The following is a 24512-nucleotide window of genomic DNA, read 5'->3' on the forward strand; positions in this document are numbered from 1 at the left end:
CGGCAATGCGTTGCCATTATTAAGCTATGGATTTATTGAAGCACAACAACAGGCTAGCGGCGGCGCTGCGGGCAATTAGCAAGTATAAAAAAGCAGTGAGTAATTCTTAAGATCAAATAACGCTAAGAAAAGTTTAATTCCGCAAATAATGTAGCGGCGCGATTTATCGCGCGTTGATGTTTAACTTTCAAAAACGCGCGATAAATCGCGCCGCTACGGATGGTGCGGAATTTAAAAGCGGTGCGAAATATTAATTATTTAATTGCGCATCAAACTGCGCGGCAGCGAAACTGCGGGTGGATTCGCTTTTCACACTATGCGGAATCTGCACGCTATCGATCAACTTCGCCAGCTGATAGGTTTTCACCGTCTCATTTTGCGTTAGCTGCTGCGCATAATTCGCGGTCAAATCCCCTTTCTTATTCTGCGTCACCGAGGTCTGGCTGCGCTCTTCATCATCGATCAGATGATACTTATAGTTTTGCGACGACTTCTGTTCGGTCAGCTTCGCCGCTGAGACAGAATCCAGCGCGGTGTGGAAGCTGGCCTTGAGTTTAAACAGCGTTTGCTGGGTCAAATCCTGGGTATCACCATGCGTTTGCGTAGCGGTTTTCTGCGCCACGTTCAGGGAGAAGGTGTCTTGCTCTTCCGGCTTATACGGATTACCGGAAACCGGCGTCTGCTGATAGCTCGCCGAGAAGTCCGCCAGTCCGCTGATTGCGCCGTTCTTCGCCGCATTGGCATCAATCGACTTCACACGCTGCGTATTGATGCTTTCAGCCGCTCTGCCTTCGGTGGTATTGAGCGCGCGGAAGCTGTCTTTAAACAGCGTCAACATGTCGCTATCGCCGTGACCGCGCGAAGCGGCCTGATCAAATTTGCTGCTCCACTGATCCAGCGCCGCTGCCTGCTGTGCCGCGCTGCCCGCCTGCGTCAGTTTCGAAACATCGGTATCGAGTTTGATGCTGACATCGCCGTTGTGGAAGCCGAGCCAGCGTGCCTGATCGTCGGCATGCAAGTTCAGCGACTGCGTGACGTTATTGCCATTACGCAGATCGGTCTTCAAATCGACGCTTTTCAACACTGAAGTGTCGAACTTCATCAGATCGCTGATATCGAGTTTGGTGGTGCTGCCATCCAGGCCATCCAGCGCCTTCTGCAAACCGGTGGATAGCTGACCCATCGCCGCCGCTTCAACGTTGTTGAGCTGGCCACCGCTGGTTTTCAGCTCCACCACCATGCCGCCCTGTTGACGCGTCATCTGCAAACTCACCTGCACACCAGATTGGGTAGTGATGGTCAGCGCCAGCGCACTTTGGCTGCTGCTCCGCGCACCATCTACCGCTTCCGTCGCTGGCACGCTTAAGGTTACGTCGCCGCGATGGCTGGCCAGATTACTCAATAAGGTGCTGCCGAGACCGTTCATGCCGACGCCGCTGGCATGCGCGGCACCGTTGAGCTGCGCTTGCAAGCTGCTGGTGACATCGACGGAACTCTTGACCTGCGCGGGCGCGATTTTGTAGATCGCGGCGATGGCATCACTCGCCTCGCTGAAGGTGACTTTGGTCGACGCTTCCGCCGTCAGGGCGTTTTGCGCGGATTTGTTGTTCACCGCCGGCGTCACCACCGCATTCGATGCGATTAAATTTCTCAGTACGCTGCTGCCAATCCCATTTAGCATGAAAATAATCCTCGTTGTGTACTATTCCTGAGAGTTATCGGCGAAATGTTCAGCGGCTTTAATGGTTTTTGCCCTCACCCTAACCCTCTCCCATAAACGGGAGAGGGAAATGCATTGGCAGTTCTGACATACCATCTGTCCGCCTAAACACAGCCGCACTTCACGCAGTGACTTAGGTTATTTATCAACACATCTCTCACTCACGAGGTAGGTCACGATGGATAATCTGCATTACAAAAGCTTGCTGGAAATTGGCCGCTTGATTCAGTCGGGCGAAATCTCTTCGGTAGACGTCACGCAAACCCTGTTGACGCGCATTGATACGCTCGATCGTGACTTACACAGCTACTTCTACGTGATGCGCGACAGTGCGCTGCAACAGGCGGCCGAAGCCGATGCCGAAATAGCCCAGGGCAAAATGCGCGGTCCGCTGCACGGCGTGCCGATCGCGCTCAAAGAACTGATCTGGACCAAAGACGCGCCCACCAGCCACGGCATGATCATCCACAAAGATCGTTACCCTACAGAAGACTCCACCGTGGTGGAGCGCTTCCGCGCGGCGGGTGCGGTGATTCTCGGCAAACTGACGCAAACCGAAAGCGCCTTCGCCGATCACCATCCTGATATCACCCGGCCCAATAATCCGTGGAACAATGCGCTGTGGACCGGCGTCTCCTCCAGCGGATCCGGCGTCGCCACCGCCGCAGGTTTATGCTTCGGCTCAATTGGCACCGATACCGGCGGATCGATTCGCTTTCCCTCCAACGCCAACGGCCTGACCGGCATTAAACCGACGTGGAGCCGCGTCACGCGTCACGGTGCTTGTGAACTGGCGGCATCACTGGATCATATCGGCCCGATGGCGCGCAACGCCGCCGATGCCGCCGCCATGTTGCAAGCCATTGCCGGTCGCGATGATAAAGATCCCACTTCCAGCAGCGAGCCGGTGCCGGATTATCTGGCGCTGATGACGCGCGGCATCAGCAAAATGCGCATTGGCGTAGATAAAAGCTGGGCGCTGGAGAAAGTCGACGAGGAGACGCGCGCCGCGCTGCAATCGGCGATCGCCACCTTGAGTTCGCTCGGCGCGACGCTGGTGGATATCACCTTGCCCGATACCGAAAAAGCCGCCGCCGAGTGGAGCGCACTCTGCGCCGTGGAAACCGCGCTGGCGCATGAAGAGACTTATCCGGCGCAGAAAAATCAATACGGTCCGGGCCTGGCGGGTCTGCTGGATCTCGGTCACAGCGTCACCGCGCTGGAGTATCAGCGTTTGCTGCTCAGCCGTGCGGCGCTGCGCGGCGATATCTCCGCGCTCTTTACTCAGGTTGATCTGATTCTGGCACCGGCTACCGCTTATGCCGGATTGACCTGGGACACCATGACCCGTTTTGGTACCGATCAGGCACTGTTTAACGGCGTGCTGCGCTATACCAGTGCATTCGACGCCAGCGGACATCCCACCATCACCTTGCCGTGCGGCAAAACCGCAGGCGGCGCGCCGATTGGCTTCCAATTAGTAGCAGCACATTTCGCCGAAACCACCATGATCCAGGGCGCTTGGGCCTTCCAGCAGGTCACCGACTGGCACAAACAGCATCCTGCGTTGTAAATCTGCGTTCTTTACCGTCCCGATAGCTTCGGGGCGGTCATTTCACCCGCTCATGGCCTGAAACTTGCTTCAACTCCCTGACTTCCGCCCTTTTTCGCCATGTTTAGGGGATGCTGATATGAAAGAGCTTTTCACCACCGACGATCTCGATAACCGTCATCGCTTCGATGCCTGGCGTGATGCGGTGTGTTCGCGTCTGATCAAAGCCGAAGCGCGACAGATGCATTCGGGCACTTTTTCCGGCAGCTTTGCCTATTCGATGCTCGGTCACATGGATATTGCCAATCACGTATCGCACACCGCGCTGATGTGGCAACGCACGCCGGAGTGCATCCGCCGCCATCCTAATCACGATTTTTATCTGGGCTACGTCTGCGCCGGCAGCGGCACGCTGCGGCAGAATGGCCATCAATCTCGCGTCAGCGCCGGCGACGTGGTGATTTACGATGCCGCCACGCCGTTTGATTTTGCGATGGAGAAAGTGGCGATCAATATCGTGCATCTGCCGCGCCACATCATGGAGAAGGAAGCGCCTGCCACCGCCAAACTGGCGGGAAAAACGCTGGATCTCACGCGCCCCGGCATGGCATCGCTCAAGTTGCTGCTGCAGGAAGCGTTCGTGTTTAATCCCGACCGCGAGAACCCGTTTCTGGCCGAGCAGTTTGCCAACACGCTGCTGAATATGATTTCGGTCAGCGTGAATTTGCAGCACAGCGAAGAGGCGCTGAAGCCGGATCTCTACTCACGCGTAGTGAGTTTTCTGCGTCACAACCTGCAGGAGCCAGAGCTGTCGGTGGCGCAGATCGCCAATGCGCATCATGTCTCGCCGCGCACCATCAGCCGGGTGTTTGCCGCGCACGGCACCACGCCGATGAACTTCCTCTGGCAGGAGCGTTTGCAGGCGTGTCACCGCATTCTCGCTGAAGGCAAAGCGCGCAATATCACCCAAGTGGCGTTGGATCACGGCTTCAGCGATATGTCGCACTTCAGCCTGGCGTTCCGTAAAGCTTTTGGTTACACGCCCAGCAGCCTGTTACGGCAGCCGGACGCGCCGCTACTTTTGTAGCGTGGTGATTACGCGCTCGGCGGTGTATTCCATGCTGCTGCGCGTGTTCATCGCTTCACTGCGCATCAAGCGGTACGCCCCCGATTCATCCAGCCCGAAGGTTTGCATCAGCACGCCTTTGGCCTGCGCCAACCTTTCTCCGCGCGCTTTACGCGCCTGCTGCACCGCACGCAACCGCTGCTGATGACGCACGGTTTGTAGCGTGCCAATCATCTGCACAATCAAGGCAAACGGATTGAGCTCACGCTCGGCGATAGCGTTCGGCTGGAGTTGCAGCAGCAGCGGAAACAGCCGCGCGTTGTGGCTATCCGCCAGTGCGATGAGGGGAATATCCCTTTCGCGCGCGCTGTTAAACAGAGGGGATAACAGTGGCTGCTGATGTATTTCTATCGCCACTAGAAGCAGTTGCGTATCCGTGGAGAGTGACGCGGCAGGCGGCCAGCTGTGCTGCGCGTGACAGCCCAGCTGCGTCAGCGAGGCGCAAAACGCGCGCACGCTCTGTGAATCAGGATGGAAAATATGCAGCCGGACACCAGAAAGCGTTGCCAGTAATGATTGTTCAGTCATGGTTCACCCTATGCGCATCCTGAATGAGGAAAGCTCACAGTAAGCGAGCGGATGCGTTAACGCTTTGCTGATGCTGCCGGGTGCTGTGTCAGGGCGGACAATGTCCGCTGCGCGCTGATGCCCTCACCCCGGCCCTCTCCCACAGGGAGAGGGAGACACTGCCATATACATGACCGCTCAATCTGTCCCCTCTCCCACAGGGAGAGGGAGACACTGCCATATACAAGCCCGCTCAATCTGTCCCCTCTCCCGCCTGCGGGAGAGGGCTAGGGTGAGGGCGATAGCAAAACAACTCAAGCATGAAACCCCAAAAACTGTTCCGCCACGCTGGCGCTCGACTGGGTTTTCGGATCGATCTTCTGCACAATCTGCCCCTTTTCAATCACATGAATCTGGTCAGAAAGAGCGTAAAGAAACTCGATATCCTGCTCCACCAGAATGATTGAAATATCCATCTCATGGCGCAGCCGCCGCAACGTCTCGATAATCTCCTCGCAGATATTCGGTTGAATCCCTTCCGTTGGCTCATCCAGCAGCACCAGCTGCGGCTGGCCGCACAGGCAACGCGCCAGCGCCAATAGCTGCTGCTCGCCGCCCGATAGCGCACCGCCCGGCTGCGCCAGCAGGCGTTTCAGGCGCGGAAAATACGCCAGCATCTGCTCGATAATTTCTCCGGCGCGGGAGAAGTGTTTCACGCAGCCCATGCGCAGATTCTCCTCCACCGTCAGCTGCGGGAAAATCTGTCGCCCTTGCGGCACAAAACCGATGCCCGCCACCGCACGCTGGTGCGCCTGATAGCGGGTAATATCGATGCCGTTCAGCGCGATCTGGCCTTGCCAGGCCGGCAGTTCGCCCATAATGGTGCGCAGCAGCGTGGTTTTGCCCATGCCGTTGCGGCCCAGCACGCCGGTAAACGACTTAGCGCCGACAAACAGCTCGGATAAGTTCAGCACCGGAATCTTGTTGTAACCCGAGACCATCTCTTTAATTTCAAGCATGTTTAATCTCCAGATTGCCGAGATACGCCTCTTTCACCCGCGGATTTTGCGTCACCTCGCGGAAGCTGCCTTCCGCCAGCACCGCGCCCTGGTTAAACACCGTCACCTGCTGCGCAATCATGCTGATGAACTCCATGTCATGCTCCACCACCACCACCGTGCTCTGCTGATTAATCGCCTTGATCAGCTGCGCGGTTTTGCGCACTTCCTGATGCGTCATACCCGCCGCCGGTTCATCCAGCAGCACCAGCTGCGGTTTGGAGATCAGGATCATCCCCAGCTCCACCCACTGCCGCTGACCATGCGCCAGTTCCGAGAGCACCGCATGTTGCAGATCGACCAGACCGATATCCTCCAGCACCTGTTCTATGGCCGCCGGCAGCGCCGCTTTCGCCAGCTTATTCGCTGCCGCCTGCCACAGGTTTTCCCGCACGCTTAAGCCTTCGAACACGCTCGGCACCTGAGTTTTAATGCCAATCCCCAAACGCGCGATTTCCCATGGCCGTTTGCCGGAGATCACCTGTTCGCGATAGCGACACTCGCCGCGCGTCGGCGTCACCTGGCCGCTTAGCATCTTGAAGAAAGTGCTTTTGCCTGCGCCGTTGGGGCCGATCAGGCAGCGCAACTCACCTTCGCCTAAGATGAAATCCACCTCTTTCACTGCATGCACGCCGCCAAAACTGACGCCCATTTTGCGGGTTTCCAGTAACACGTTGGTCGTCATGGTTTCACCTCACTGACCTGCGCGCGGCTGGCAGGCGCGGCGGGACGCTTGCGCCGCCACAGGCGCTGCAACGTTGGCAGAATGCCGCCTGGAATCAGCAACACAAACACCGCCAGAATCACGCCGAGCACTAAGTTGACATCCACGGTTTGCTGCGCGCCCAGCCGCGTCACCATCCACTGCAACAGCACGCAGCTGATCACCGGACCCAGCAGCGTGCCGCGGCCACCGACAATCACCCAGATGATGATCTGCGCCGACTGGCTGATGCTGAACACGCCGGGACTGACAAACGCGCCCCAGTTGACGTACAAACAGCCCGCCAGTCCGGCAATGGCCGCGCCGATGGCGAAGGTCGCCAGCTTATGCGCCGGCACGTTGTAGCCGAGCAATCCGGCGCGCTGTTCGTTCTCACGAATCGCCACCACGGTTTTGCCAAAACGGCTCAGCAGCACGAACTTCAGCAAGGCGTAACACAGCGCCAGACATCCGGCGGTGACCATAAAGATCGCTTCGGGCGATAAAATGGCATCCGGCTGGAACGGCAGGTTGAGCGTCGGCACGGAGGGAATGCCATTAAAGCCGCCCAGCAGCGCCTCGCCGATGTGGTATTCGCTGCCGGAGGTGGAGTTAACCCAGTTAAACAGCACCAGACTCACCGCTAGCGTGATGGCGCCGAGATAGACATCGCTGACGCCGCCATAAAAAATCACATAGCCGAGCAGCAGTGAGAACAGCGTTGGCAGCAGCACCGCCATCACCACCGCCCAGGTTGAATCGCCCCAGTTGATGGCGCAAATCGCATAGGTATAGGCTCCTAAACCGAAAAACGCCGCCTGACCAAAGCACAGAATTCCGCCGTAGCCCCAGATAAACGCCAGGCTGAGCGACAACAAACCCATCACCAGAAACACCGTCAGGGACAGCAAGGTGTAGAGCTCAATCGCGCCTGACAGCCACAGCGCCACCAGCACCATCGCCAGTGAGGTGACGACAATCAGGATCTTTTCCGAGAACAGTTTCATTACAGCGATCTCCTGAAGAAGCGTCCGGTGATGCCCTGCGGCAGCAAGCGCAGCAGCACAATGGCGCTCAGCAATAGCGCAACCGCACCAAACACCGGCGTGGAGAAGTACGTCACCAGCTGCGAAATGGTGCCGAACAGCGTCGAGGCGGAGAGCGTACCGGCGATGATGGCGCTGCCACCGCCAATCACCGTGATAAAGGCTTTAGCGATAAAGCTAACGCCAATGGTCGGGATCACGCCGGTAATCGGTGCTAACAGCGCGCCGCCCAAACCCGACAGCGCCGCGCCCAGGCCAAACGTCAGGCTGTAGATCTTGCCCGGATTGCTGCCGAGCGCCGCCGCCATGCGCGCATTCTGCATGGTGGCGCGTGCGCACAAACCTAAAGTGGTGAAGCGCAGCAGCAGCCACAGCGCGGCGAGCAAGCCGACCGCAAACACAATCATGAACAGTGAATAACCGCTGGTGCTGTAGTGGCCGATATTGACGCTGGGCAGCGGTGAACTGATGCCCAGCGTGGTGTTGCCGAACAGCATGGTGGCGGCACCAATCAGCGCCAGACTCAGCCCCCATGTCGCCAGCATAGTGTCGATCATCCGTCCATACAGATGACGGATAATCACGCGCTCAATCACCGCGCCAAACACGCCAACGGTGAGCGGCGCAATCACCAGCATCGAAATCCAGATCGGCACGCCCCACTGATTGGTGGCGAGAATGGCGCTGTAGCCGCCCAGCATCATGAATTCGCCGTGCGCCATATTGACGATTTTCATCATGCCGAACACCACCGCCAGCCCGACGCTCATGATCACCAGCACGGCGATGGCATTGAGCACTTCAATGGCGTAGATAATGAACAGATCCATAGCGGCTCCTGTCACAGCTCAATTTGATACTGTTTGGTATCGCGCGGGTTTTTCTTCAGATCGCACACCATCGCGGTATCCACCGGCGCTTGATCGGTGAAGGTTTGCAGAATTTTCATCTGATGGTTTTCCACTTCGGCGATATGCACATCCAGCGAACAGTGATGCGTGGCCGGATCCACACTCAGCTTGCCGCTCGGCGAGGTCAGCGTGACGCCGGACTCCAGCGCCTCGATCACCTTCATGCGATCGATATCGCCCGCTTTGCGCACCCCTTCCGCCCAGATCAACATGCCCTGATAAGCGCCCATCGCCAGGTCGCTGATGTACGGCGTATTGGCGCCGTAGCGCGCATGGAATCGCTCAACGAAAGCTTTGTTTTCCGGCGAGGGGATTTCCTGCATATAGTTGGCGGCAACCAGAATGCCGTTGCTCTCTTCCGGCGACAGAATGATATGTTCATTGCCGCCGCCAAACACCGTGGAGGCAATCGGGATCTTGCCGCTCATACCGGCCGCATGCCACTGGCGATAGAAGGAGATGTGCGCGCCACCGACCAGCGCTGACCACACCATGTCGGGTTTGGCGCTCTGGATTTTGGAGATAGCCGCACCAAAATCGGTGACATCCAGCGGAAAGAATTCGACCGTCACCACTTCACCGCCGTTATCGTGTACCGATTTTTTCACCCACGCCGAGACGATTTGGCCGTAGTTATAATCCGCCGCCAGCACGTAGACTTTTTTGCCCCACTTCTTCACCGCATAAGGCACCAGCTTTTCCACGGTTTGTGCTGGCGTAGAACCGGATGAGAAGTAATTGCGATCGCACACGCCGCCTTCATATTGCGCCGGATAAAAATAGAGTGAACGAAAACGATCCAATACCGGACGAATAACCTCACGCGAGGCCGAGGTAATACCACCATGCACCACCGCCACTTTATCTTTCAGCGCCGCCTGCTGCGCATATTGCGCATAAAGCTGCATATTGGATTGCGCATCGTAATTAATCACCTGCAACGGTCGACCTAATAAACCACCCGCCGCGTTGATCTCTTCTGCCGCCAGATTAATGGCGTTCGACATCGGCTTACCGTAAATATCGAGCCCGCCGGATAAGTCGAGAATACTGGCGATTTTGATGGCGTCTTTGCTGTCGGCGGCGAAAGAGAATTGAGGCGCAACGCCTGCAGCCAAGCCTAATGCCGAAACGGCTGAACCCTGGATAAATGAACGACGACTAATAGCCATAGCAACCTCTTGAAAAGAGAAGGATTAAACAGGAGTGTTTCCGGGAGGCCGGAGAGAATAAAAGCGATCTACAGACGGCGCTGTCTGCATTGACAAGAGGGTTGCCACATCGTTGGGGCGTTGTTTTTAATAAAGCAAGAAGTGGGCCAAATTAATTAGACTCTGCACATTCACATAGCGGCGCGATTCATTGCGCGATAAATCGCGCCGCTACGACAACGTGCGCACTGTTAAATGGCAATGGGCACCAATTAGGTGCGAGGTCGCCCTTCATGGCGACCTCAATAACACTCAATTAAAAAACTTAATATCCGTCGGCGTGGCAATCTTCGCCACTTCACCCGCGGCTTTCAGCACACCGCTCTGTTCATCGAAATGGAACAGGGTGATGTTATTGGTAAACACGTTCGCCACATAAAGGTATTTGCCGCTGGCATCAAAGGCGAAAGCGCGCGGTTCAATGCCATCCGCTTTATAGCGCACCGGCGATCCCAGTGAACCATCCTGCTCAATGCGGAACACCACCAAGCTGTTATCCGAACCGCGATTAGCCGCAATCACAAACTTGCCGTTCGGGCTGAGGATAATGCCGCCGCCGCTGCGATACTCGGCGCTGCTGTTTTCCGTATTCAGTTTGACGCTAGATTGCTGCTGCAGACGATCGTCCTTAACCGCAAACACCACCACTTCACCGGCCATTTCGGTAATGACATAGGCGTGTTTACCATCCAGTGAAAACACCATGTGGCGCGGGCCCGATCCGGCCGGGAAGGTGACATCGCGTGAAGTATCCGCTTGCAGCGGCTGAGCGTTGCCCGCGTGATAGGCATAAGCGTGCAGTTTGTCGCCGCCGAGATCTGCAGCATAAAGGTATTTGCCATCATGAGTGAAGGTGGTGGAGTGCGCATGCCCGCTATCCTGACGATCTTTCACTGCCCCGCTGCCGCTGGCGAACGGGAAATTCTGTACCTGCTCGCCGAGCGAACCGTCGTGATGAATCGGGAATACCGCCACGCTGGCACCGCCTTTAGCCACCGAGTAGTTGGCGACAAACAGGAATTTCCCGTCCGGGCTAATGGTGGCATGCGTCGGCTGCTGGCCGTGGCTATCCACCGCGTTAATCACGCGCACTTCGCCGCCGTGATCAATCGCCAGCGCAGTGACGGCACCGGCGTTTTCTTCGTTAGTGGTATAGGCAAAACGTCCATCGTGCGATTTCACAATCCACGATGGGCTTTTCATTTTGATGAAATCGAGCGGCGTCAGCGTGCCGTCGCTATTGACCTTCAAACGGTATAAACCTTCGCTGGGATGACCTGGATTTTGCACTAACGGCGCATCCGGGATGCTGGTCCATGTGCCCACTAAAGCCGTTTGGTTATGATGTTCCGCTGCAGTTGCCATTGCACTTCCCGCTAATGTGAAAACAGCTAGCGATAATGCCACGCTTAAACGTGACGCCATACCGCCAGACACCGTTTTATTGTGATTTTTCATTGTGGTACCCACCATAATCGGAATGTTCTTTATAAAAATCGTTCGCAGAGTTGGATTTTTTATTGTGATTGCGGCCAATGCTGCAGGCCGCATAACGACTATAGTGGGATTGCTTTGATTCGCGGCGAACAGGCGTGATCGTGTTCACATTATCGTGGATTTATCCGCCGGTAGAGCACGATTACCTCCAAACGTGGCAGCCGGAATAGCACAAATGCGTAATTCTTATTATTACTGCGTTTTCCTGCATGCTTTAATACAGCCCTATTAACATGCCAGGGATGCTGACGTTGCTATGCTGCAGTTTTCAAATGGTTTTCTGCTGAGTTTGTCGTTATGCCTTGATATTGGTCTCGCCAATATCGCCATGATCACGCTGGCGATGCAGCGCGGCTATTTTTACGGTTTTTGGTTGGGGATTGGCACCTGCATTGGTGACTTAATCTATGCGGTGCTGGCGCTGGCGGGCATGGCGATTGTGTTGCAGTTCACCGCCGTGCGCTGGGTATTGTGGATTGGCGGCGGTGTGATGCTGCTATGGTTTGCCGGGAAAATGCTGTATGCGGCGTTGCAAAAGCAGGCTGCACTGCCGGAAACCGAACAACAGCCCTATCGATCGCTGCTACGCGAGTTCAGTCGTGGCGTAATGCTGGCGATGTCATCGCCGACCGCGATTTTGTGGTTTGCCAGCGTCGGCGGTGCGTTGATTTCCCGCATGGGACACGGCAGCGCGGCCGCAACCTCATCGTTTCTTGGCGGCTTCTTTATTGCGGGCGTAGTGTGGACCTGCGTGCTGTGCCTGGTCGGTAGCATGGGCGGTAAGCTGTTGGGGCAGCGTTTGCTGAAGTATTCCTATCTTGCTTCGGCTTTGATTTTTGTTTATTTCGCCATCTATGTGATTTGGTCGGGTTACCGGGAATTTATTCTGGTTTGATAGAAGGTCGCCATTAAATGGCGACCGCAACCAACATCACAATCCGGCAATCCGCTTCAAATCCGCTTCCGCGCCTGGAGCAACCGCCAATACCTGTGCGCCTTTCAACAATCGTTCACCTTCGGTATTGAACGGGTGATACCAGCCGCCCGCTTCCTTCACCAGGCAATAACCGGCCAGGCAATCCCACGCATGCATGTACGGTTCGTAATAACCGACCACGCGCCCAGCCGCGACCCACGCCAGCATCAATGCGCCGGACCCAATGCGGATAAAATTCCCACCCGCCGCCAGCAGCGATGCGAGGATTTTCCCTACTTCATCCGGGCTGACGTGGCTGTTGGCACCAAAACCGGTGACATGATTTTGCAGCGTGCGCGACGCATCCACCTGCAAGCGCTTGCCGTTGAGCGTGGCACCCTGACCCATCGCCGCCACGTAACACTCCTGATAAGTGGGCGCGAAAATCACGCCAATCACCGGCACGCCGTCATGCAGCACCGCCACGGACACGCACCAGTTCGGCATGCCGTTAAGGAACGGGCTGGTGCCGTCGATCGGATCGACCACCCACGTATAACCCGATGAACCTTCCTGCAATCCGTACTCTTCGCCGAGGAAACCGTCGTCGGCAAACTGCGCGCGAATTTGCTGGTCGATCATCTGCTCCACTTCGCGGTCAGCGCGCGACACCACATCCTGCAAATCGTATTTGGTCTCCACCACCAAGGTTTCACGCTGATGGAAATACTCCAGCGCCTTCGCGCCGCCGGCGCGTGCCACCTTCTCCGCCAGAATCAGGCGCGATAACAGCGGGTCATTGTCTAATTCACTCATCATCCATCCTTACATTAACCGGCAATCAGGGCCAAACCCTGAGGTTTAAAATCAATCGCGACGTTCGAGGCCAGCGGCAACTGCTGCTCCATCTCGGCATCGACAATAAACAGTGAACCCAATTCGGTGGCGACTTCATATTCGATATGGTCGCCGAGCCACGTGCTGTGCGTCACTTCGCCGCGCAGTGCACCTGCGCCTTCTCCGCGCAGTGTGATGAATTGCGGTCGCACCGACAGCTGTGCTGCGCCGGTTTTCAGGCCGTTGCCGCGCACGCGATAGCGCTGGCTGCCGAGTCGCACCAGCGCTTCGCTGCCATCAAGCTGCTCCACTTCGCACGGCAGGATATTGGCCTCGCCCATAAAGTCGGCGATAAACACCGAGTTCGGCGCGTGATAAAGACTTTCCGGCGCGCCCTGCTGTGCAATATCCCCCTCTTTCATGACAATAATCTTATCGGAGACCGCCAGCGCCTCTTCCTGATCGTGCGTGACGTACACCGCGGTGAAGCCGAGTCGCTGTTGCAGATCGCGGATATCGGTGCGCACCCGGCGACGCAAACGCTCATCGAGATTCGAGAGCGGTTCATCCAGCAGCAGCACCTGCGGCTCCAGCACCAGCGCGCGCGCCACGGCAATGCGCTGTTGCTGCCCGCCGGAGAGCTCAGATGGCAATCGCTGGCCCTGATGTTCGAGGCCCACCAGCTTCAACCCTTCGCGCGCGCGGTCCTGCGCTTCACGCTTATTCATGCCCGACGACTGCAAGCCATACATGATGTTGTCGAGCGCGCTCATGTGCGGGAACAGCGCGTAAGACTGAAACACCATCGCCACGTCGCGCTCATTGGCGGGCAAGTTGGTGACATCTTTGCCGCCAATCAAAATGCGCCCGGCGCTGGGATGCTCGAGCCCGGCCAGCAGGCGCAGCGTGGTGGTTTTGCCGCAGCCGGATGGACCCAGCAGCGTTACCAGCGTGCCGGGCTCCACCGTCAGCGAGAGATCGGGAATGGCATCAAATCCGGCAAAGCGTTTCGAGACGTGTTCAAACACCACAGATCCAGCGGTTACGCGTGTCATACGGCTCTCTCCTGGGTTAATGAGGTTGTTGCGGGCGGTACCGCAATATCGACCGGACGGGCCACACGGCGCAGACGCCGTTCGCCCACCAGCCACTGGAACATGCCGATTATCAGCAGCATCACCACAATCAAGACGGTTGAGTAAGCAATCGCCACACCGTATTCGCCGTTTTCCACCAGCCCAACGATGTACGAGGTTGCCATGTTGTATTGCGCGCTCACGAGGAAGATCACCGCACTGATTGAGGTAATGGCACGCACGAAGGCATAGACCAGCGCGGCGCTGATGGCGGGTTTCAGCAGCGGCAGTACCACTTTGCGCAGCGTGCGGAAGCTGTTGGCCCCGAGCGTTAATGACGCTTCATCCAGACTTTTATCCAGCTGGCTCATCGCTGCGATGCCGCCGCGCACGCCAACCGGCATGTTGCGGAACACAAAGCAGGCTACCAGGATCATCGCGGTACCGGTGATCTCCAGCGGCGGCAGGTTATAGGCCATCACATAACTCACGCCGATCACCGTGCCGGGAATGGCGAAGCTCAGCATCAGCAGGAACTCGAAGGTCTGACGACCGGCAAACTTCTGCCGCACAATTAGCCATGCGGTAAGCAGGCCGACAATCGCCGTCAGCGGCGCGGCAATCAGCGCGATCTCCAGCGTGGTCCAGAACGAGTTCCACGCCACGCCGCTCCACAGCAGGTGCCCGTTGCTGAAGCTGACGCCAAAGGCGCGCACGTAATGCTCGATGGTCAGCGCATCATTCAATCCCCACGACTGCACAAAGCCGCCGACCACAATCATGCCGTAGATCACCAGCGTGAACAGGCCCCACGGAATCACCATGCCGTACACGCCAAAGCGCAGCACGCGCGGCAGCTGCACATGTTTGCCGCCGTCGCCTTTGCCGGTGACGGTGGCGAAGTTTTTACCGCCGAGCCACCAGCGCTGCAGCACAAAGGCCGTCAGCGTGAAGCACAGCAGAATCATCGCCAGCACCGCCGCACGACTTGGATCGTTCTGCGCGCCAACTACCGAGAAGAAGATCTCAGTGGAGAGCACGCCGTGACTGCCGCCCAGCACCATCGGATTACCGAAATCGGCCATGCTTTCGATAAAGCTAATCAGGAAAGCGTTGGCTAAACCCGGCGCCATCAGCGGCAGCGAGACGCGCGTAAAGGTGCGCCAGCGATTGGCACGCAGCGTTTGTGATGCCTCTTCCAGCGACGGACTAACACCTTCCACCACGCCAATCAGCACCAGAAACGCGATCGGCGTAAACGACAGCACCTGCGCAATCCAGATGCCGGTTAAGCCATATAGCCAGCGGCCCGGCTCGATGCCAAACAGCGCCGCCAGATGTTCCGTCACTACGCCGGAGCGACCAAACAGCAGGATCAGCGCCAGACCAATGACAAATGGCGGCGTGATGATCGGCAAAATGGTCAGCATGCGCAGCGCTTTCTTAAACGGCAGCGGCGTGCGCGTAGCGGCTAAGGCAAACGCCAAACCGAGCAGCGTTGATCCGGCGGCAGTCATCAGCGCCAGCCACAACGTGCGCCATGCGGTGCCGCAGGTGCCGCCCGACAAGCAGGACAAGCTCCAGATCGACGGATCCTGAATGTTGCTGATTAAGCCATCCGGTTTGAAGCTGCCGTCTACGTCCTGCACCGACACCACAAACATGCTCAGCACCGGATAGAGCACAAAGATGCTCACCAGCGCGGTGAGCAGCACCAGCGACGCCACCACAAAGGCGTCGCCTTTCATCACGCCGCGTTCGGCCAGCGCAAAGGAGAACAGCAGCAGGAAAGTGGTCAGTAACAGCAGCGCACCTGCGCCCATCGCCGGCTGGCCCGATGCGAGTGCGCCGAAGCGGTTTTCCAGCCACAGCCAGCTCCAGCCGCTGTAGCCAATGGCGTGACCTTCGATGATGAGGAACAGCACGCCAAGTGCGCTGAACAGCAGCAGCAAACGGCTGCGCGCCGCGCCCGGCAGGAGGCCGCAGCCAGCGCACAGCACAAACAGCGCGATGGCGATGATGAGCCACGGATGTTCGCCCACTTGCCACAACGCAGGCGCGTTGGCGCTATCGCTCCACAGGCTGGTTAACCAGCCGCGGCTGAAGAAACCGGCTTCCAGGCTGAACCACGGCAGCAGCAGTAACGCCACTGCGCCGATGAGCAGCGCGCCTGTCAGACGACGATTATTTGCATTCATCCAATCCCCCAAAACGTCATTGCGTGCACGTATGCGTAGCGGCGCGATTTCTCGCGCGTCTTTGCTTTTCAACATTCGAACCGCATGCACCGACGAACAACGCGCAATAAATTGCCACGCTACGGTGTGCGCAAATTCTGTTACTGCGCGCTGGCACCAATCTCTTTATCCCAACGTCCCAGTAACGCTTTACGTTTGGCCGAATCGCCGTAGGTCTTGAAGTCGTAATCGATCAGTTTGATGTTCTCAAAGCGCGGCGCGTACTCTGAAATCTCCGCGTTGCGGTTCGACGGCAGCTGGAAGGATTTAGCCTCTTTCATATGCGATTGTGCTTCGGCGCTCAGCGCCCAGTCGTACCAGACTTTGGCGTTCGCGAGATTGCGCGCTCCTTTAACAATCGACATTGAGCCAATCTCATAGCCGGTGCCTTCACAGGGCGCGACGGTCTTGATCGGGAAACCGTCGACTTCCATCGCCACCGCATCATGCATAAACACGATGCCAACGGTGGTTTCGCCACGCGCCGCCGATTTCACCGGCGCGGAGCCGGATTTAGTGTACTGTGAAATATTGGCGTTGAGTTTTTTCAGGTAATCAAAGGCCTGATCTTCACCCATGATCTGCACCAGCGTCGCCAGCGTGTTGTAGGCCGTGCCCGACGAGTTCGGGTTGGCGATCTGAATTTCTCCTTTAAAGCTTGGGTCCAGCAAATCGGCCCAGCATTTCGGCTCTTTCAGCTTTTTCGACGCCAGTAATTTGGTGTTGTAGCCCCAACCCAGCGCGCCGGCGTAAATGCCCACCGTGCGGTAATGAGAGTTTTCCGCCTGCTTCTGCGCCCAATCCTGCTGCTGATCGAGCAGCGGCGATTTGTACGGCTGCGTCAGCCCCTCTTCCGCCGCCTGCATATGCGGATCGCCGGTGCCCGCCCACCAGATATCAGTGCGCGGATTGCGTGCTTCGCTGCGCAGGCGTGCATAAGCTTCGCCCGCCGAGAGGCGCACCATGCTGACTTTGATATCCGGATGTGCCTTGCTGAAGATGTTGGTCATGTGCTCGCACACCACCACATCGGCGGAGCAGACCATGTTCAGATTGCCCGCCGCCGAAGCGGCAAAAGGTATGGCAGTGCAACAGAGGGATAGCGCGATGGCCATTGAGGTGACTCGCATAGTGTTCTCCTGGATTGTAGGGTTAGTGCTTCATTGGCACCTTTTCTTGCACGTGTGTGCAAAGTTGTAATGAACAAGAAATGTCCTGTCAAACACCACGCTGCGCAATTGTTAGGCGATGTCACAAAAATGCAACAAATGAGATCTTAAGCAGTTTGCACAGCTTTGCAATCTGAGGCAGACTCAGTTGCAGCCAGATTGTGAAAGAGGTGTTGAACATGCAGCATGAGAAAGCTGTGGTGAGCGCGCAGGATGTCGCTGAACGCGCGGGCGTATCGCGCTCAGCGGTGTCGCGCGCGTTTACGCCGGGCGCCAGCGTGTCACCGGCAACGCGAGAACGGGTGATGAAGGCGGCGGAAGAGTTGGGGTATCACGTCAATCATCTGGCACGCGGTCTGGTGCGTAATCGCAGCAGCATTGTCTGCCTGATCGTCTCGGAAATCGCCACGCCCTATCGCGCCAGTCTGGTGCGCTGGCTGACGCAGTTTTTGCAGGAAGCAGGCAAAGTGGCGATGCTGATCAACACCGACCGCTCAGATAACAGCGTTTCGGCGGCGCTGCAGCAGGCGATTAATTTCCGCGCCGATGCCTCAATCATTCTCTCCGGCATGCCGGATCGCACCATCACGCGCCAATGCTATAAACACGGCCAGCGCATCATTTTGATCAACCGCGATGAAGCGTTGCCGGGCTCTCTTAGCATCAATCTCGATGCCGAAAGCGCCGCGCAAACGGCGGTAATGGCGTTTCAGCGCGCTGGTTGTCAGCATCTGGCATTTGCCAATTCGCTGGCGGGCACGCCGAGCTTGAAAAAGCGCGAAGACACCTTTGTGCTGGCGGCCGAACGGGCGGGATTAACCGTGACCATCGAACGTTTTGGTACCACCTCTTACGAGAGTGGGCAGATTTTGGCGCACCGCTTGCTAACGCGTCATCAGCGACCGGACGGCGTGTTTTGCGTCACCGATTTGGTGGCCTGCGGCTTTATGGATGAAGCGCGCCACCGCTTTGCGCTGCGCGTGCCGGAAGATCTCTGTTTGATCGGTTACGACAACATCGCGCAGGCCGGCTGGTCATCCTACAATCTCACCACGTTTTCCCAGCCGGTTGAGCAGTTCGCGCAGGACGCGGTGAAATGGTTGATACAAACCGAGCAGGAGGAAACCGGCTTCACGCCGCAAGTTGAACAGCAGCACGACAGCCTGCTGTATCAGGCCGATGTGGTGTGGCGTGGTTCGGTGCGCGGCGGCTGACAAACATTTTTTACCACGCCGCGTAACCAATGATGCGCCGCGTCGTTTTCCAGTCGCGGATGCCACAGTTGTGACACTGTCATTTCTGGCGTGGCGAACGGCAGTTCAAACATCGCTAAGCGGGTGCTGTTTTTGATCAACGGATGATGCAGAAACAGCGAACGCGGCACCAACGCGACGAGATCCGATTCCTGCGCCAGCGCCACCGCGCTGGAGAATGCCGCTACCACCGCCGCCACCTTGCGGGTTAATCCAGCCTGCTGCAGCGCATCGTGAATCGGCCCGCCAAGCTCACCGCGCCGTGACGCCACGATATGACCAAAGGCGGCGAACTGGGTGATATCCCGCTGCTGCGTGAGCGGATGTCCGGCGCGCACCACGCCAACGAAGCGATCGCGGAACAGCGCCTGCAGGCGAATCTCCGGGCCCATATTGCCCAGCACGCCAATCTCCAGATCGATGTTGCCTTCGCGCAAATCGCGCGCGCTTTTCTCCGGCTTGGGCACAAAACTGAGCCACGCGTGCGGCGCCTGGTGCGCCACGGCAGCGATGAGCGCGCTGCCAAAGGCTTCGACGAACCCTTCATTGGTGCGCAGGGTGAAGCAGCGGTCTAGCTGATGCAGATCCAGCGACTGCGCCGTTGGGCTTAACACCGCACGCGCCTCGCGTACCGTGTGATGCGTGCGCTCGCGGATCGCTTCGGCATAAGGTGTCAGCACCATGTTGCGTCCGGCGCGCACTAACAGCGCATCGCCGGTGGTAGCGCGTAAGCGTCCCAGCGTGCGACTCATTGCCGATTCGCTTAAGCCCAAGCGACGCGCAGCGCCAATCACGCTGCCTTCAATCAGCAGCGCATCCAAAGCAATTAACAGATTCAAATCGGCATCATTCATACGCTTTATCCTCGCCTATTGCGCACTTTGAGACAAGGCGTTTGACGCAGGTTAATACTGCGAGTGCTGCGCGTTCCGCCTGCCCTCGCCCGGCGCTACACTCTTCTTATCGCAAACACCGTGGAGAACAACATGAAGATATTACTGATTGGCGCATCGCGTGGCCTGGGTTTGGCACTGGCGGAAACCATGCTGCAGCGCGGTTATCAGGTGGTCGCCACCGGACGTGAAAACTCGACAGGAAATTTACAACAACTGGCCGATCGCTTCCCCGCACAGTTGACGGTGGAGAGCGTGGATATCAATGAACCGGAACAGGTCCAGGCGCTGCATACGCGGCTGGCGGATCGCCAGTTCGATATGCTGTTCGTCAACGCGGGGGTGAAAAATGATGACCGAGAAACCATCGCCGATGTCACAACCAGTGAGTTCACCCGCGTGATGGTGACTAACGCGCTAAGCCCGCTGCGGGTGATTGAAACCTTTAAAGATCGCGTTACACCCAGCGGCACTATTGCGGTGATGTCATCTGGCCAGGGCAGTTTGACCAACAACACCAACGGTAATTACGAGGTGTATCGCGGCAGCAAAGCGGCGCTAAATATGTTTATGCGCAGCTTCGCCGCACGTAGCGGCGGCGAGCGCACGTTATTGTTGATGGCACCCGGCTGGGTGCGCACCGATATGGGCGGCCCGGAAGCGCGTTTGACCATTGAGGAGAGCATTCCGAACTTGCTGAACACGATGGAAAGCTACGCTGGGCGACGCGGAATTCATTATCTGGATTATTTAGGGCGTGTGGTGCCGTGGTAAACGTGCAGGTCGCCATTTATGGCGACCTCATCAAAGCGGCTTACTCTTTATCAGTCCGCGCAGCCTCTCCCGCAGCCAGCGGCTGGCGGCATCTTCGCTGCGCGCGTTATGCCACAGCAGCGACACTTCATAATCCGGCATATTGACCGGTACTGGCGCGGCGCTCAGGTCATACAAATCGCACCAGGATGGCACCAAACCCTGCGGCACCGTAGCGAACAGCGGCAAACGCTTAAGCAGCATCGGCAACGCGGAGAAATTTGGCGTCACATAGCGCACGCGCCGCGCCACACCTTGTTGCTGCAGCTGCCGATCCAGCACGCACAAATAGCGGATCGTCAAACATCTCGCGCAGACGTTTTAACGCCGCGCTCACTGCCGGTTGTCCGAGATAGAGCCGATTTGCCGCTTGCGTGACACTGCGCACCTCGTACATCACCAGCAACACCGCCAGTATAGTGAGGCTTCTTCGCTGCCATCAAAAAATTTAGGAGCACCTGATGACGATTCGCGTCGGCGATTGCCTGATTACCAAAGTGAGCGAACAAACCGCCGCCTTCCCGCTGGGCGTGCTGTTTACGCCACATCGCGCGGAAATGAGTGACGAATTAGCTGAGCAGCCCGCCGAAATGTCGATTCATAGCTGGGTGGTGCGCACCGGTGAACACACCATCATTATCGATACCGCCACCGGCAACGGCCGCAATCGCGATAACAAGCCGCTGTTTCACCAGCTGAATACGCCGTATGCCGCAAACCTCGCGCAGGCGGGCGTTGATCCGGTGGAAGTGACGCTGGTGCTGATGACGCATATTCATACCGATCACGTTGGCTGGAATACGCATCAGCGTGATGGCGAATGGCAGCCGATGTTCCCGAATGCGCGCTATATCTGCTCGGCGCGGGAACTGGCGCACTGTCAACAGAATCCGGCGACGCAGGAGCTCTATCGCGACAGTATTCTGCCGCTGATCGGGAGCGGCCAGCTTGAGACTATCAACGTTCAGAATTCACCTTTGTTTGCTGGCGTGCTGCGCTATCTCTCCACGCCCGGTCACAGCGTTGATCATGCATCGATCGTGCTGGAAAGCGCCGGTGAATCGGCGATCTTTGCTGGCGACGTGATGCATAATGCCATCCAGTTTCAGTATCCGCACTGGAACTCACTGTTTTGCGAGAATAAAGCGCTGGCGGTCACTTCACGGCAACGGGTGGTGGACTGGTGCGCACAACATCAGGCAATCTGGTTCAGCACCCACTTTAATGGCAGCGCGTGCGGACGCGTCACGCGCGACGGACAATGGATTCCGCTGGAGAATTAACCTAATGCAATACGCTGATTATCTCACCGCTTCGATTAACGATTTACAGCAGGCGCTGACCCAGCGCACGGTGAGCGCGCGCCAGTTAGCTACCTTCGCGCTGCAGCGCATTGGCGAGGTGGATCAACCGCGCTACAACGCCATCACCTGGCTGTTTGCCGAACAAGCCCTAGCGGCAGCGGACGCCAGCGATGCGCGTCGTCAGCGCGGCGAGGTGGCGGGACCGCTGGAAGGGATTCCGGTGCTGATTAAAGACAATATCGAAGTGAAGGGCTGGCCAACCAGCGCCGGTTCGGTGCTGCTGCGTGAGGTTATCGCCAGCGACGATGCGCCGCTGGTTACCCGACTGAGAAAGGCAGGCGCGATTCTGATCGGCAAAACCGCCATGCACGAGCTGGCGGCGGGCATCACTGGCGCGTCGTCGTTAAGTGGATTTACCCATAATGCGTGGGTTGAAGGCCGCTCGCCGGGCGGTTCGAGCAGCGGTTCCGCCGTGGCGGTCGCAGCCGGTTACGTGCCGCTGGCGATCGGCAGCGATACCGCCGGATCGGTGCGCATTCCGGCAGCGTTTAACCATCTTTTTGGCCTGCGCATGACGCGCGGTACAATCAGCACTGACGGCATTGTGCCGCTGTCGCCAACTCAGGATATTCCCGGCCCGCTGGCGCGGTCGGTGGCGGATTTACGTTTAGCGTCTGAAATTCTCAGCGGACAACAGTTTGCGGAGAGCGATGAGCCGCTGCGCATCGGCATCTGGCTGGAAGGGTTTGCTGCCGATGAAGGCGAGATTAATCAGGCGGTGCGCGCGGCGCTGGCGGATTTCGCGCCGCGTGAGGTGAGTTATCCGCAGCTGGAGACGTTGGCCGCCGACGCTAATATCATCGGCTACGAATTTGCCGCTGCGCTGGCGGCATATCTGGCGGATAAATCGCAGGCGCAGGTCCGCACGCTGGCGGAAGTGGTGGCGTCCGGGCGCTATCATCCTCAGCTGGAAACGGTGTTTACCACGCGGGCCCAGCATCCGGGCGTTGAGAGTGAAGGTTATCGGCGGGTGCAGCAGCGTCAGCGCGATCTGTATTTGCAGCTGGCTGAATTTTTCGCCGCGCAGCAGATCAATCTGTTGGCTTATCCGGTGGTGCGCCGTGCGCCGGTTAAGCACGGTGAGATGCAGGATGGCAGCAACGCGCTGATTTCAGCGGTGACCGGCGCACCGGCGATCAGCATTCCAGCGGGATTCAGCGCCGCAGGTTTGCCGATTGGGCTGGAGCTGCTGGCGCTGCGTGGGCGGGAAGATTTGTTGCTGAGCGCGGCGGATAAGTTTGTTTAATAGCGCCCTCACCCTGGCCCTCTCCCGCCCGCGGGAGAGGGTTAGTGTGAGGGAAAACGTGCTTTACCCGTGCAACGCCAATCCCTTAATCGCCTTATCCACCGCCTTCTTCGGGCCGCGCAGCGCAATGCCGACCAGATTCAAATGATCAGCATCCTCCGCCATAAACACTTCGCGGTTCGCCGCGTCGTGGCCGGTAGAAAACATCGCTTCCACGTAAGGAATAATGGTTAACTCGCGCTCCAGTCCCTGACGGTGCGCACGCTGCAAACCGGCCAAATCCCCGGCAAACACCAGCATCGGCTGGCCCGCCATGTTGCCGTACTGTCGCGCTTTGGCATCAACATAGGGTTCGCCCATCATCTCGGGGGCGGCGGACGCCACGCCGGTAGCGAGGAACGCCACCACATTCAGGCGCTGCCAGGTGGCTAAATCATCACGTACGATCAGGGCGATTTTGGTATCAAACATCTGCAACAACTCTCCAATGACAACGAAAACCTCATCATCTAAGAGCAGGCGGGGAAGCGTATAGAACGTTTGTGCACTGACGTTGATAAGCGGCGGGCGTCATGCGATAGGCGCGCTGGAACCAACGGCCCAAATGACTTTGATCGGCAAATCCAACCTGCGCCGCCACCTGCACCGGCTCAATGCCCTGCGCCAGCAACGCGCGCGCGCTGCGCAAACGCAAACGCACCAGATAGGCATGCGGCGATTGGCCGAACGCCTGTTTGAACTGGCGCGTCAGGCGGAATCGATCAATGCCGGAAAGGCGCGACAGCTCATCCAGACCAATATCCTGCGCCATAAAATCGTGCAGATAGTCGCGCAACAGCTGCATCTGACGCATCGCTTCGCTGTGCTGCAGGCTGGGTTTGGTATCCAGATGGCGTGACAGCAGGGTGAGCAAATGATCGAGGCTTTGATCGCGCGCCAACCGCCCTTCGCCTTGATGCACGGCAAACCAGGCTTGCTGAATGGCGCTGGCTAACAGCGCATCGTCAGTCAACGTGTGGCGGAAAGCGCCTTCGATATTCGATACATCGCCCAAGCCGCGACGCTGCATCATCTCCGCCACCCAGCTCTGCGGCAGATAGAGCATCACGTAGGTGAAGCCCTCGGCGTCCGGCGCATGGCCATCATGTACCGCACCCGGTTCAATCAGAATCGCCCGGCCCGGCGTGCTGGTGTGCAGCGAACGGTGGCAGTTGAAGCGCTGTAAACCTTGTTGCGTCACGCCCACCAGCAGTTCGTCGTGATCGTGCGGATCGTAAGCGTGTCCGCGAAAGTGCGCGTTGACGCTTTCAATTCCGGTTTCATCATCACGACGAAAATCAACCCAATCATTATTGGCTGGCATAGGCAATCTCTGGC

22 protein-coding genes and 1 pseudogene are annotated in these 24512 nt (G+C 57.7%); 7 read left to right on the forward strand and 16 right to left on the reverse strand.

Going from position 1 to position 24512, the window contains the following annotated elements:
* Positions 1–250: 250 nt before the first annotated feature.
* Positions 251–1681 carry a hypothetical protein gene (locus tag KVT28_RS11170; RefSeq protein WP_217548433.1) on the reverse strand — a complete coding sequence of 477 codons (1431 nt, stop codon included), beginning with the start codon at positions 1679–1681 and terminating at the stop codon, positions 251–253.
* A 217-nt stretch (positions 1682–1898) separates the two neighbouring features.
* Between KVT28_RS11170 and KVT28_RS11175 the strand changes: the two genes are divergently transcribed.
* On the forward strand, positions 1899–3293 hold the full coding sequence (locus KVT28_RS11175; protein ID WP_217548435.1) for an amidase: 1395 nt from the start codon (positions 1899–1901) through the stop codon (positions 3291–3293).
* Positions 3294–3411: 118 nt separating this feature from the next.
* Complete coding sequence (locus KVT28_RS11180; protein WP_217548437.1) at positions 3412–4359, forward strand: helix-turn-helix domain-containing protein; 948 nt, start codon at positions 3412–3414, stop codon at positions 4357–4359.
* On the opposite strand, the gene KVT28_RS11185 is transcribed toward KVT28_RS11180, so the two are convergent.
* The 7 genes from KVT28_RS11185 to KVT28_RS11215 form a co-directional block, all read right to left on the reverse strand.
* Complete coding sequence (locus tag KVT28_RS11185; RefSeq protein ID WP_217548439.1) at positions 4348–4926, reverse strand: ANTAR domain-containing response regulator; 579 nt, start codon at positions 4924–4926, stop codon at positions 4348–4350. The genes KVT28_RS11180 and KVT28_RS11185 overlap by 12 nt on opposite strands.
* Positions 4927–5219: 293 nt before the next feature.
* The gene (locus tag KVT28_RS11190; protein WP_217548441.1) at positions 5220–5924 is read right to left on the reverse strand and encodes an ABC transporter ATP-binding protein; all 705 of its coding nucleotides are present in this window, start codon (positions 5922–5924) and stop codon (positions 5220–5222) included.
* Complete coding sequence (locus tag KVT28_RS11195; protein ID WP_217548444.1) at positions 5917–6648, reverse strand: ATP-binding cassette domain-containing protein; 732 nt, start codon at positions 6646–6648, stop codon at positions 5917–5919. The genes KVT28_RS11190 and KVT28_RS11195 overlap by 8 nt, the downstream gene beginning before the upstream one ends.
* Positions 6645–7673: a branched-chain amino acid ABC transporter permease gene (locus tag KVT28_RS11200; RefSeq protein WP_217548446.1), complete on the reverse strand. Its 1029-nt coding sequence runs from the start codon at positions 7671–7673 to the stop codon at positions 6645–6647. Before KVT28_RS11200 ends, KVT28_RS11195 begins: the two co-directional genes overlap by 4 nt.
* Positions 7673–8542, reverse strand: coding sequence for a branched-chain amino acid ABC transporter permease (locus KVT28_RS11205; protein WP_217548448.1), 870 nt, complete (start codon positions 8540–8542; stop codon positions 7673–7675). Before KVT28_RS11205 ends, KVT28_RS11200 begins: the two co-directional genes overlap by 1 nt.
* A gap of 11 nt (positions 8543–8553) precedes the next feature.
* Positions 8554–9795: an ABC transporter substrate-binding protein gene (locus tag KVT28_RS11210; RefSeq protein WP_110866760.1), complete on the reverse strand. Its 1242-nt coding sequence runs from the start codon at positions 9793–9795 to the stop codon at positions 8554–8556.
* A gap of 291 nt (positions 9796–10086) precedes the next feature.
* Entirely contained in the window at positions 10087–11199 is a 1113-nt protein-coding gene (locus tag KVT28_RS11215; RefSeq protein WP_217548450.1) for a lactonase family protein, read from the reverse strand.
* Between the two features lie 388 nt (positions 11200–11587).
* Here KVT28_RS11215 and KVT28_RS11220 point away from each other — a divergent pair, with 388 nt between their 5' ends.
* On the forward strand, positions 11588–12226 hold the full coding sequence (locus KVT28_RS11220; protein WP_217548453.1) for a LysE family translocator: 639 nt from the start codon (positions 11588–11590) through the stop codon (positions 12224–12226).
* Positions 12227–12262: 36 nt separating this feature from the next.
* On the opposite strand, the gene KVT28_RS11225 is transcribed toward KVT28_RS11220, so the two are convergent.
* From KVT28_RS11225 to KVT28_RS11240, 4 genes are all read right to left on the reverse strand, one after another.
* The gene (locus tag KVT28_RS11225) at positions 12263–13063 is read right to left on the reverse strand and encodes an inositol monophosphatase family protein (RefSeq protein WP_101761717.1); all 801 of its coding nucleotides are present in this window, start codon (positions 13061–13063) and stop codon (positions 12263–12265) included.
* Between the two features lie 14 nt (positions 13064–13077).
* Complete coding sequence (locus tag KVT28_RS11230; protein WP_061719127.1) at positions 13078–14139, reverse strand: ABC transporter ATP-binding protein; 1062 nt, start codon at positions 14137–14139, stop codon at positions 13078–13080.
* Positions 14136–16358 (reverse strand): iron ABC transporter permease, encoded by a 2223-nt coding sequence (locus KVT28_RS11235; protein WP_217548455.1) that lies wholly within the window; start codon positions 16356–16358, stop codon positions 14136–14138. Before KVT28_RS11235 ends, KVT28_RS11230 begins: the two co-directional genes overlap by 4 nt.
* Positions 16359–16498: 140 nt before the next feature.
* Positions 16499–17527 carry an ABC transporter substrate-binding protein gene (locus tag KVT28_RS11240; protein WP_101761718.1) on the reverse strand — a complete coding sequence of 343 codons (1029 nt, stop codon included), beginning with the start codon at positions 17525–17527 and terminating at the stop codon, positions 16499–16501.
* Between the two features lie 218 nt (positions 17528–17745).
* Between KVT28_RS11240 and KVT28_RS11245 the strand changes: the two genes are divergently transcribed.
* On the forward strand, positions 17746–18780 hold the full coding sequence (locus tag KVT28_RS11245; RefSeq protein WP_110866755.1) for a LacI family DNA-binding transcriptional regulator: 1035 nt from the start codon (positions 17746–17748) through the stop codon (positions 18778–18780).
* Here KVT28_RS11245 and KVT28_RS11250 read toward each other — a convergent pair.
* Complete coding sequence (locus KVT28_RS11250) at positions 18738–19673, reverse strand: LysR family transcriptional regulator (protein WP_217548457.1); 936 nt, start codon at positions 19671–19673, stop codon at positions 18738–18740. The two genes, KVT28_RS11245 and KVT28_RS11250, sit on opposite strands and share 43 nt — an antisense overlap.
* Positions 19674–19805: 132 nt before the next feature.
* Here KVT28_RS11250 and KVT28_RS11255 point away from each other — a divergent pair, with 132 nt between their 5' ends.
* Positions 19806–20486, forward strand: a complete 681-nt coding sequence (locus KVT28_RS11255; RefSeq protein ID WP_110866753.1) for an SDR family NAD(P)-dependent oxidoreductase — start codon at positions 19806–19808, stop codon at positions 20484–20486.
* Between the two features lie 30 nt (positions 20487–20516).
* Here KVT28_RS11255 and KVT28_RS11260 read toward each other — a convergent pair.
* Positions 20517–20943: pseudogene (locus KVT28_RS11260) on the reverse strand (LysR family transcriptional regulator).
* Between the two features lie 43 nt (positions 20944–20986).
* Between KVT28_RS11260 and KVT28_RS11270 the strand changes: the two are divergent.
* Positions 20987–21808, forward strand: coding sequence for an MBL fold metallo-hydrolase (locus tag KVT28_RS11270; protein ID WP_217548462.1), 822 nt, complete (start codon positions 20987–20989; stop codon positions 21806–21808).
* 4 nt (positions 21809–21812) lie between these two features.
* Positions 21813–23135, forward strand: a complete 1323-nt coding sequence (locus KVT28_RS11275; protein WP_217548464.1) for an amidase — start codon at positions 21813–21815, stop codon at positions 23133–23135.
* Positions 23136–23198: 63 nt separating this feature from the next.
* On the opposite strand, the gene KVT28_RS11280 is transcribed toward KVT28_RS11275, so the two are convergent.
* Together KVT28_RS11280 and KVT28_RS11285 are read right to left on the reverse strand one after the other, a co-directional pair.
* The gene (locus KVT28_RS11280) at positions 23199–23606 is read right to left on the reverse strand and encodes a DUF2000 family protein (protein ID WP_101761723.1); all 408 of its coding nucleotides are present in this window, start codon (positions 23604–23606) and stop codon (positions 23199–23201) included.
* A 34-nt stretch (positions 23607–23640) separates the two neighbouring features.
* Positions 23641–24498, reverse strand: coding sequence for an AraC family transcriptional regulator (locus KVT28_RS11285; protein ID WP_101761724.1), 858 nt, complete (start codon positions 24496–24498; stop codon positions 23641–23643).
* Between the last annotated feature and the right edge of the window lie 14 nt (positions 24499–24512).

The organism is Pantoea sp. GbtcB22, from assembly GCF_019091025.1.
In the GTDB taxonomy this organism is placed as follows: Bacteria; Pseudomonadota; Gammaproteobacteria; order Enterobacterales; family Enterobacteriaceae; genus Pantoea; species Pantoea leporis.

What these genes read in the sequence shown, in the direction of transcription:
- KVT28_RS11170 (WP_217548433.1), bottom strand. Translation starts at nt 1,681, where the DNA reads ATGCTAAATGGGATTGGCAGCAGCGTACTGAGAAATTTAATCGCATCG.
- KVT28_RS11200 (WP_217548446.1), bottom strand. Translation starts at nt 7,673, where the DNA reads ATGAAACTGTTCTCGGAAAAGATCCTGATTGTCGTCACCTCACTGGCG.
- KVT28_RS11270 (WP_217548462.1), top strand. Translation starts at nt 20,987, where the DNA reads ATGACGATTCGCGTCGGCGATTGCCTGATTACCAAAGTGAGCGAACAA.
- KVT28_RS11275 (WP_217548464.1), top strand. Translation starts at nt 21,813, where the DNA reads ATGCAATACGCTGATTATCTCACCGCTTCGATTAACGATTTACAGCAG.
- KVT28_RS11215 (WP_217548450.1), bottom strand. Translation starts at nt 11,199, where the DNA reads ATGGCAACTGCAGCGGAACATCATAACCAAACGGCTTTAGTGGGCACA.
- KVT28_RS11245 (WP_110866755.1), top strand. Translation starts at nt 17,746, where the DNA reads ATGCAGCATGAGAAAGCTGTGGTGAGCGCGCAGGATGTCGCTGAACGC.
- KVT28_RS11180 (WP_217548437.1), top strand. Translation starts at nt 3,412, where the DNA reads ATGAAAGAGCTTTTCACCACCGACGATCTCGATAACCGTCATCGCTTC.
- KVT28_RS11240 (WP_101761718.1), bottom strand. Translation starts at nt 17,527, where the DNA reads ATGCGAGTCACCTCAATGGCCATCGCGCTATCCCTCTGTTGCACTGCC.
- KVT28_RS11250 (WP_217548457.1), bottom strand. Translation starts at nt 19,673, where the DNA reads ATGAATGATGCCGATTTGAATCTGTTAATTGCTTTGGATGCGCTGCTG.
- KVT28_RS11195 (WP_217548444.1), bottom strand. Translation starts at nt 6,648, where the DNA reads ATGACGACCAACGTGTTACTGGAAACCCGCAAAATGGGCGTCAGTTTT.
- KVT28_RS11185 (WP_217548439.1), bottom strand. Translation starts at nt 4,926, where the DNA reads ATGACTGAACAATCATTACTGGCAACGCTTTCTGGTGTCCGGCTGCAT.
- KVT28_RS11280 (WP_101761723.1), bottom strand. Translation starts at nt 23,606, where the DNA reads ATGTTTGATACCAAAATCGCCCTGATCGTACGTGATGATTTAGCCACC.
- KVT28_RS11230 (WP_061719127.1), bottom strand. Translation starts at nt 14,139, where the DNA reads ATGACACGCGTAACCGCTGGATCTGTGGTGTTTGAACACGTCTCGAAA.
- KVT28_RS11210 (WP_110866760.1), bottom strand. Translation starts at nt 9,795, where the DNA reads ATGGCTATTAGTCGTCGTTCATTTATCCAGGGTTCAGCCGTTTCGGCA.
- KVT28_RS11225 (WP_101761717.1), bottom strand. Translation starts at nt 13,063, where the DNA reads ATGAGTGAATTAGACAATGACCCGCTGTTATCGCGCCTGATTCTGGCG.
- KVT28_RS11285 (WP_101761724.1), bottom strand. Translation starts at nt 24,498, where the DNA reads ATGCCAGCCAATAATGATTGGGTTGATTTTCGTCGTGATGATGAAACC.
- KVT28_RS11235 (WP_217548455.1), bottom strand. Translation starts at nt 16,358, where the DNA reads ATGAATGCAAATAATCGTCGTCTGACAGGCGCGCTGCTCATCGGCGCA.
- KVT28_RS11255 (WP_110866753.1), top strand. Translation starts at nt 19,806, where the DNA reads ATGAAGATATTACTGATTGGCGCATCGCGTGGCCTGGGTTTGGCACTG.
- KVT28_RS11205 (WP_217548448.1), bottom strand. Translation starts at nt 8,542, where the DNA reads ATGGATCTGTTCATTATCTACGCCATTGAAGTGCTCAATGCCATCGCC.
- KVT28_RS11220 (WP_217548453.1), top strand. Translation starts at nt 11,588, where the DNA reads ATGCTGCAGTTTTCAAATGGTTTTCTGCTGAGTTTGTCGTTATGCCTT.
- KVT28_RS11175 (WP_217548435.1), top strand. Translation starts at nt 1,899, where the DNA reads ATGGATAATCTGCATTACAAAAGCTTGCTGGAAATTGGCCGCTTGATT.
- KVT28_RS11190 (WP_217548441.1), bottom strand. Translation starts at nt 5,924, where the DNA reads ATGCTTGAAATTAAAGAGATGGTCTCGGGTTACAACAAGATTCCGGTG.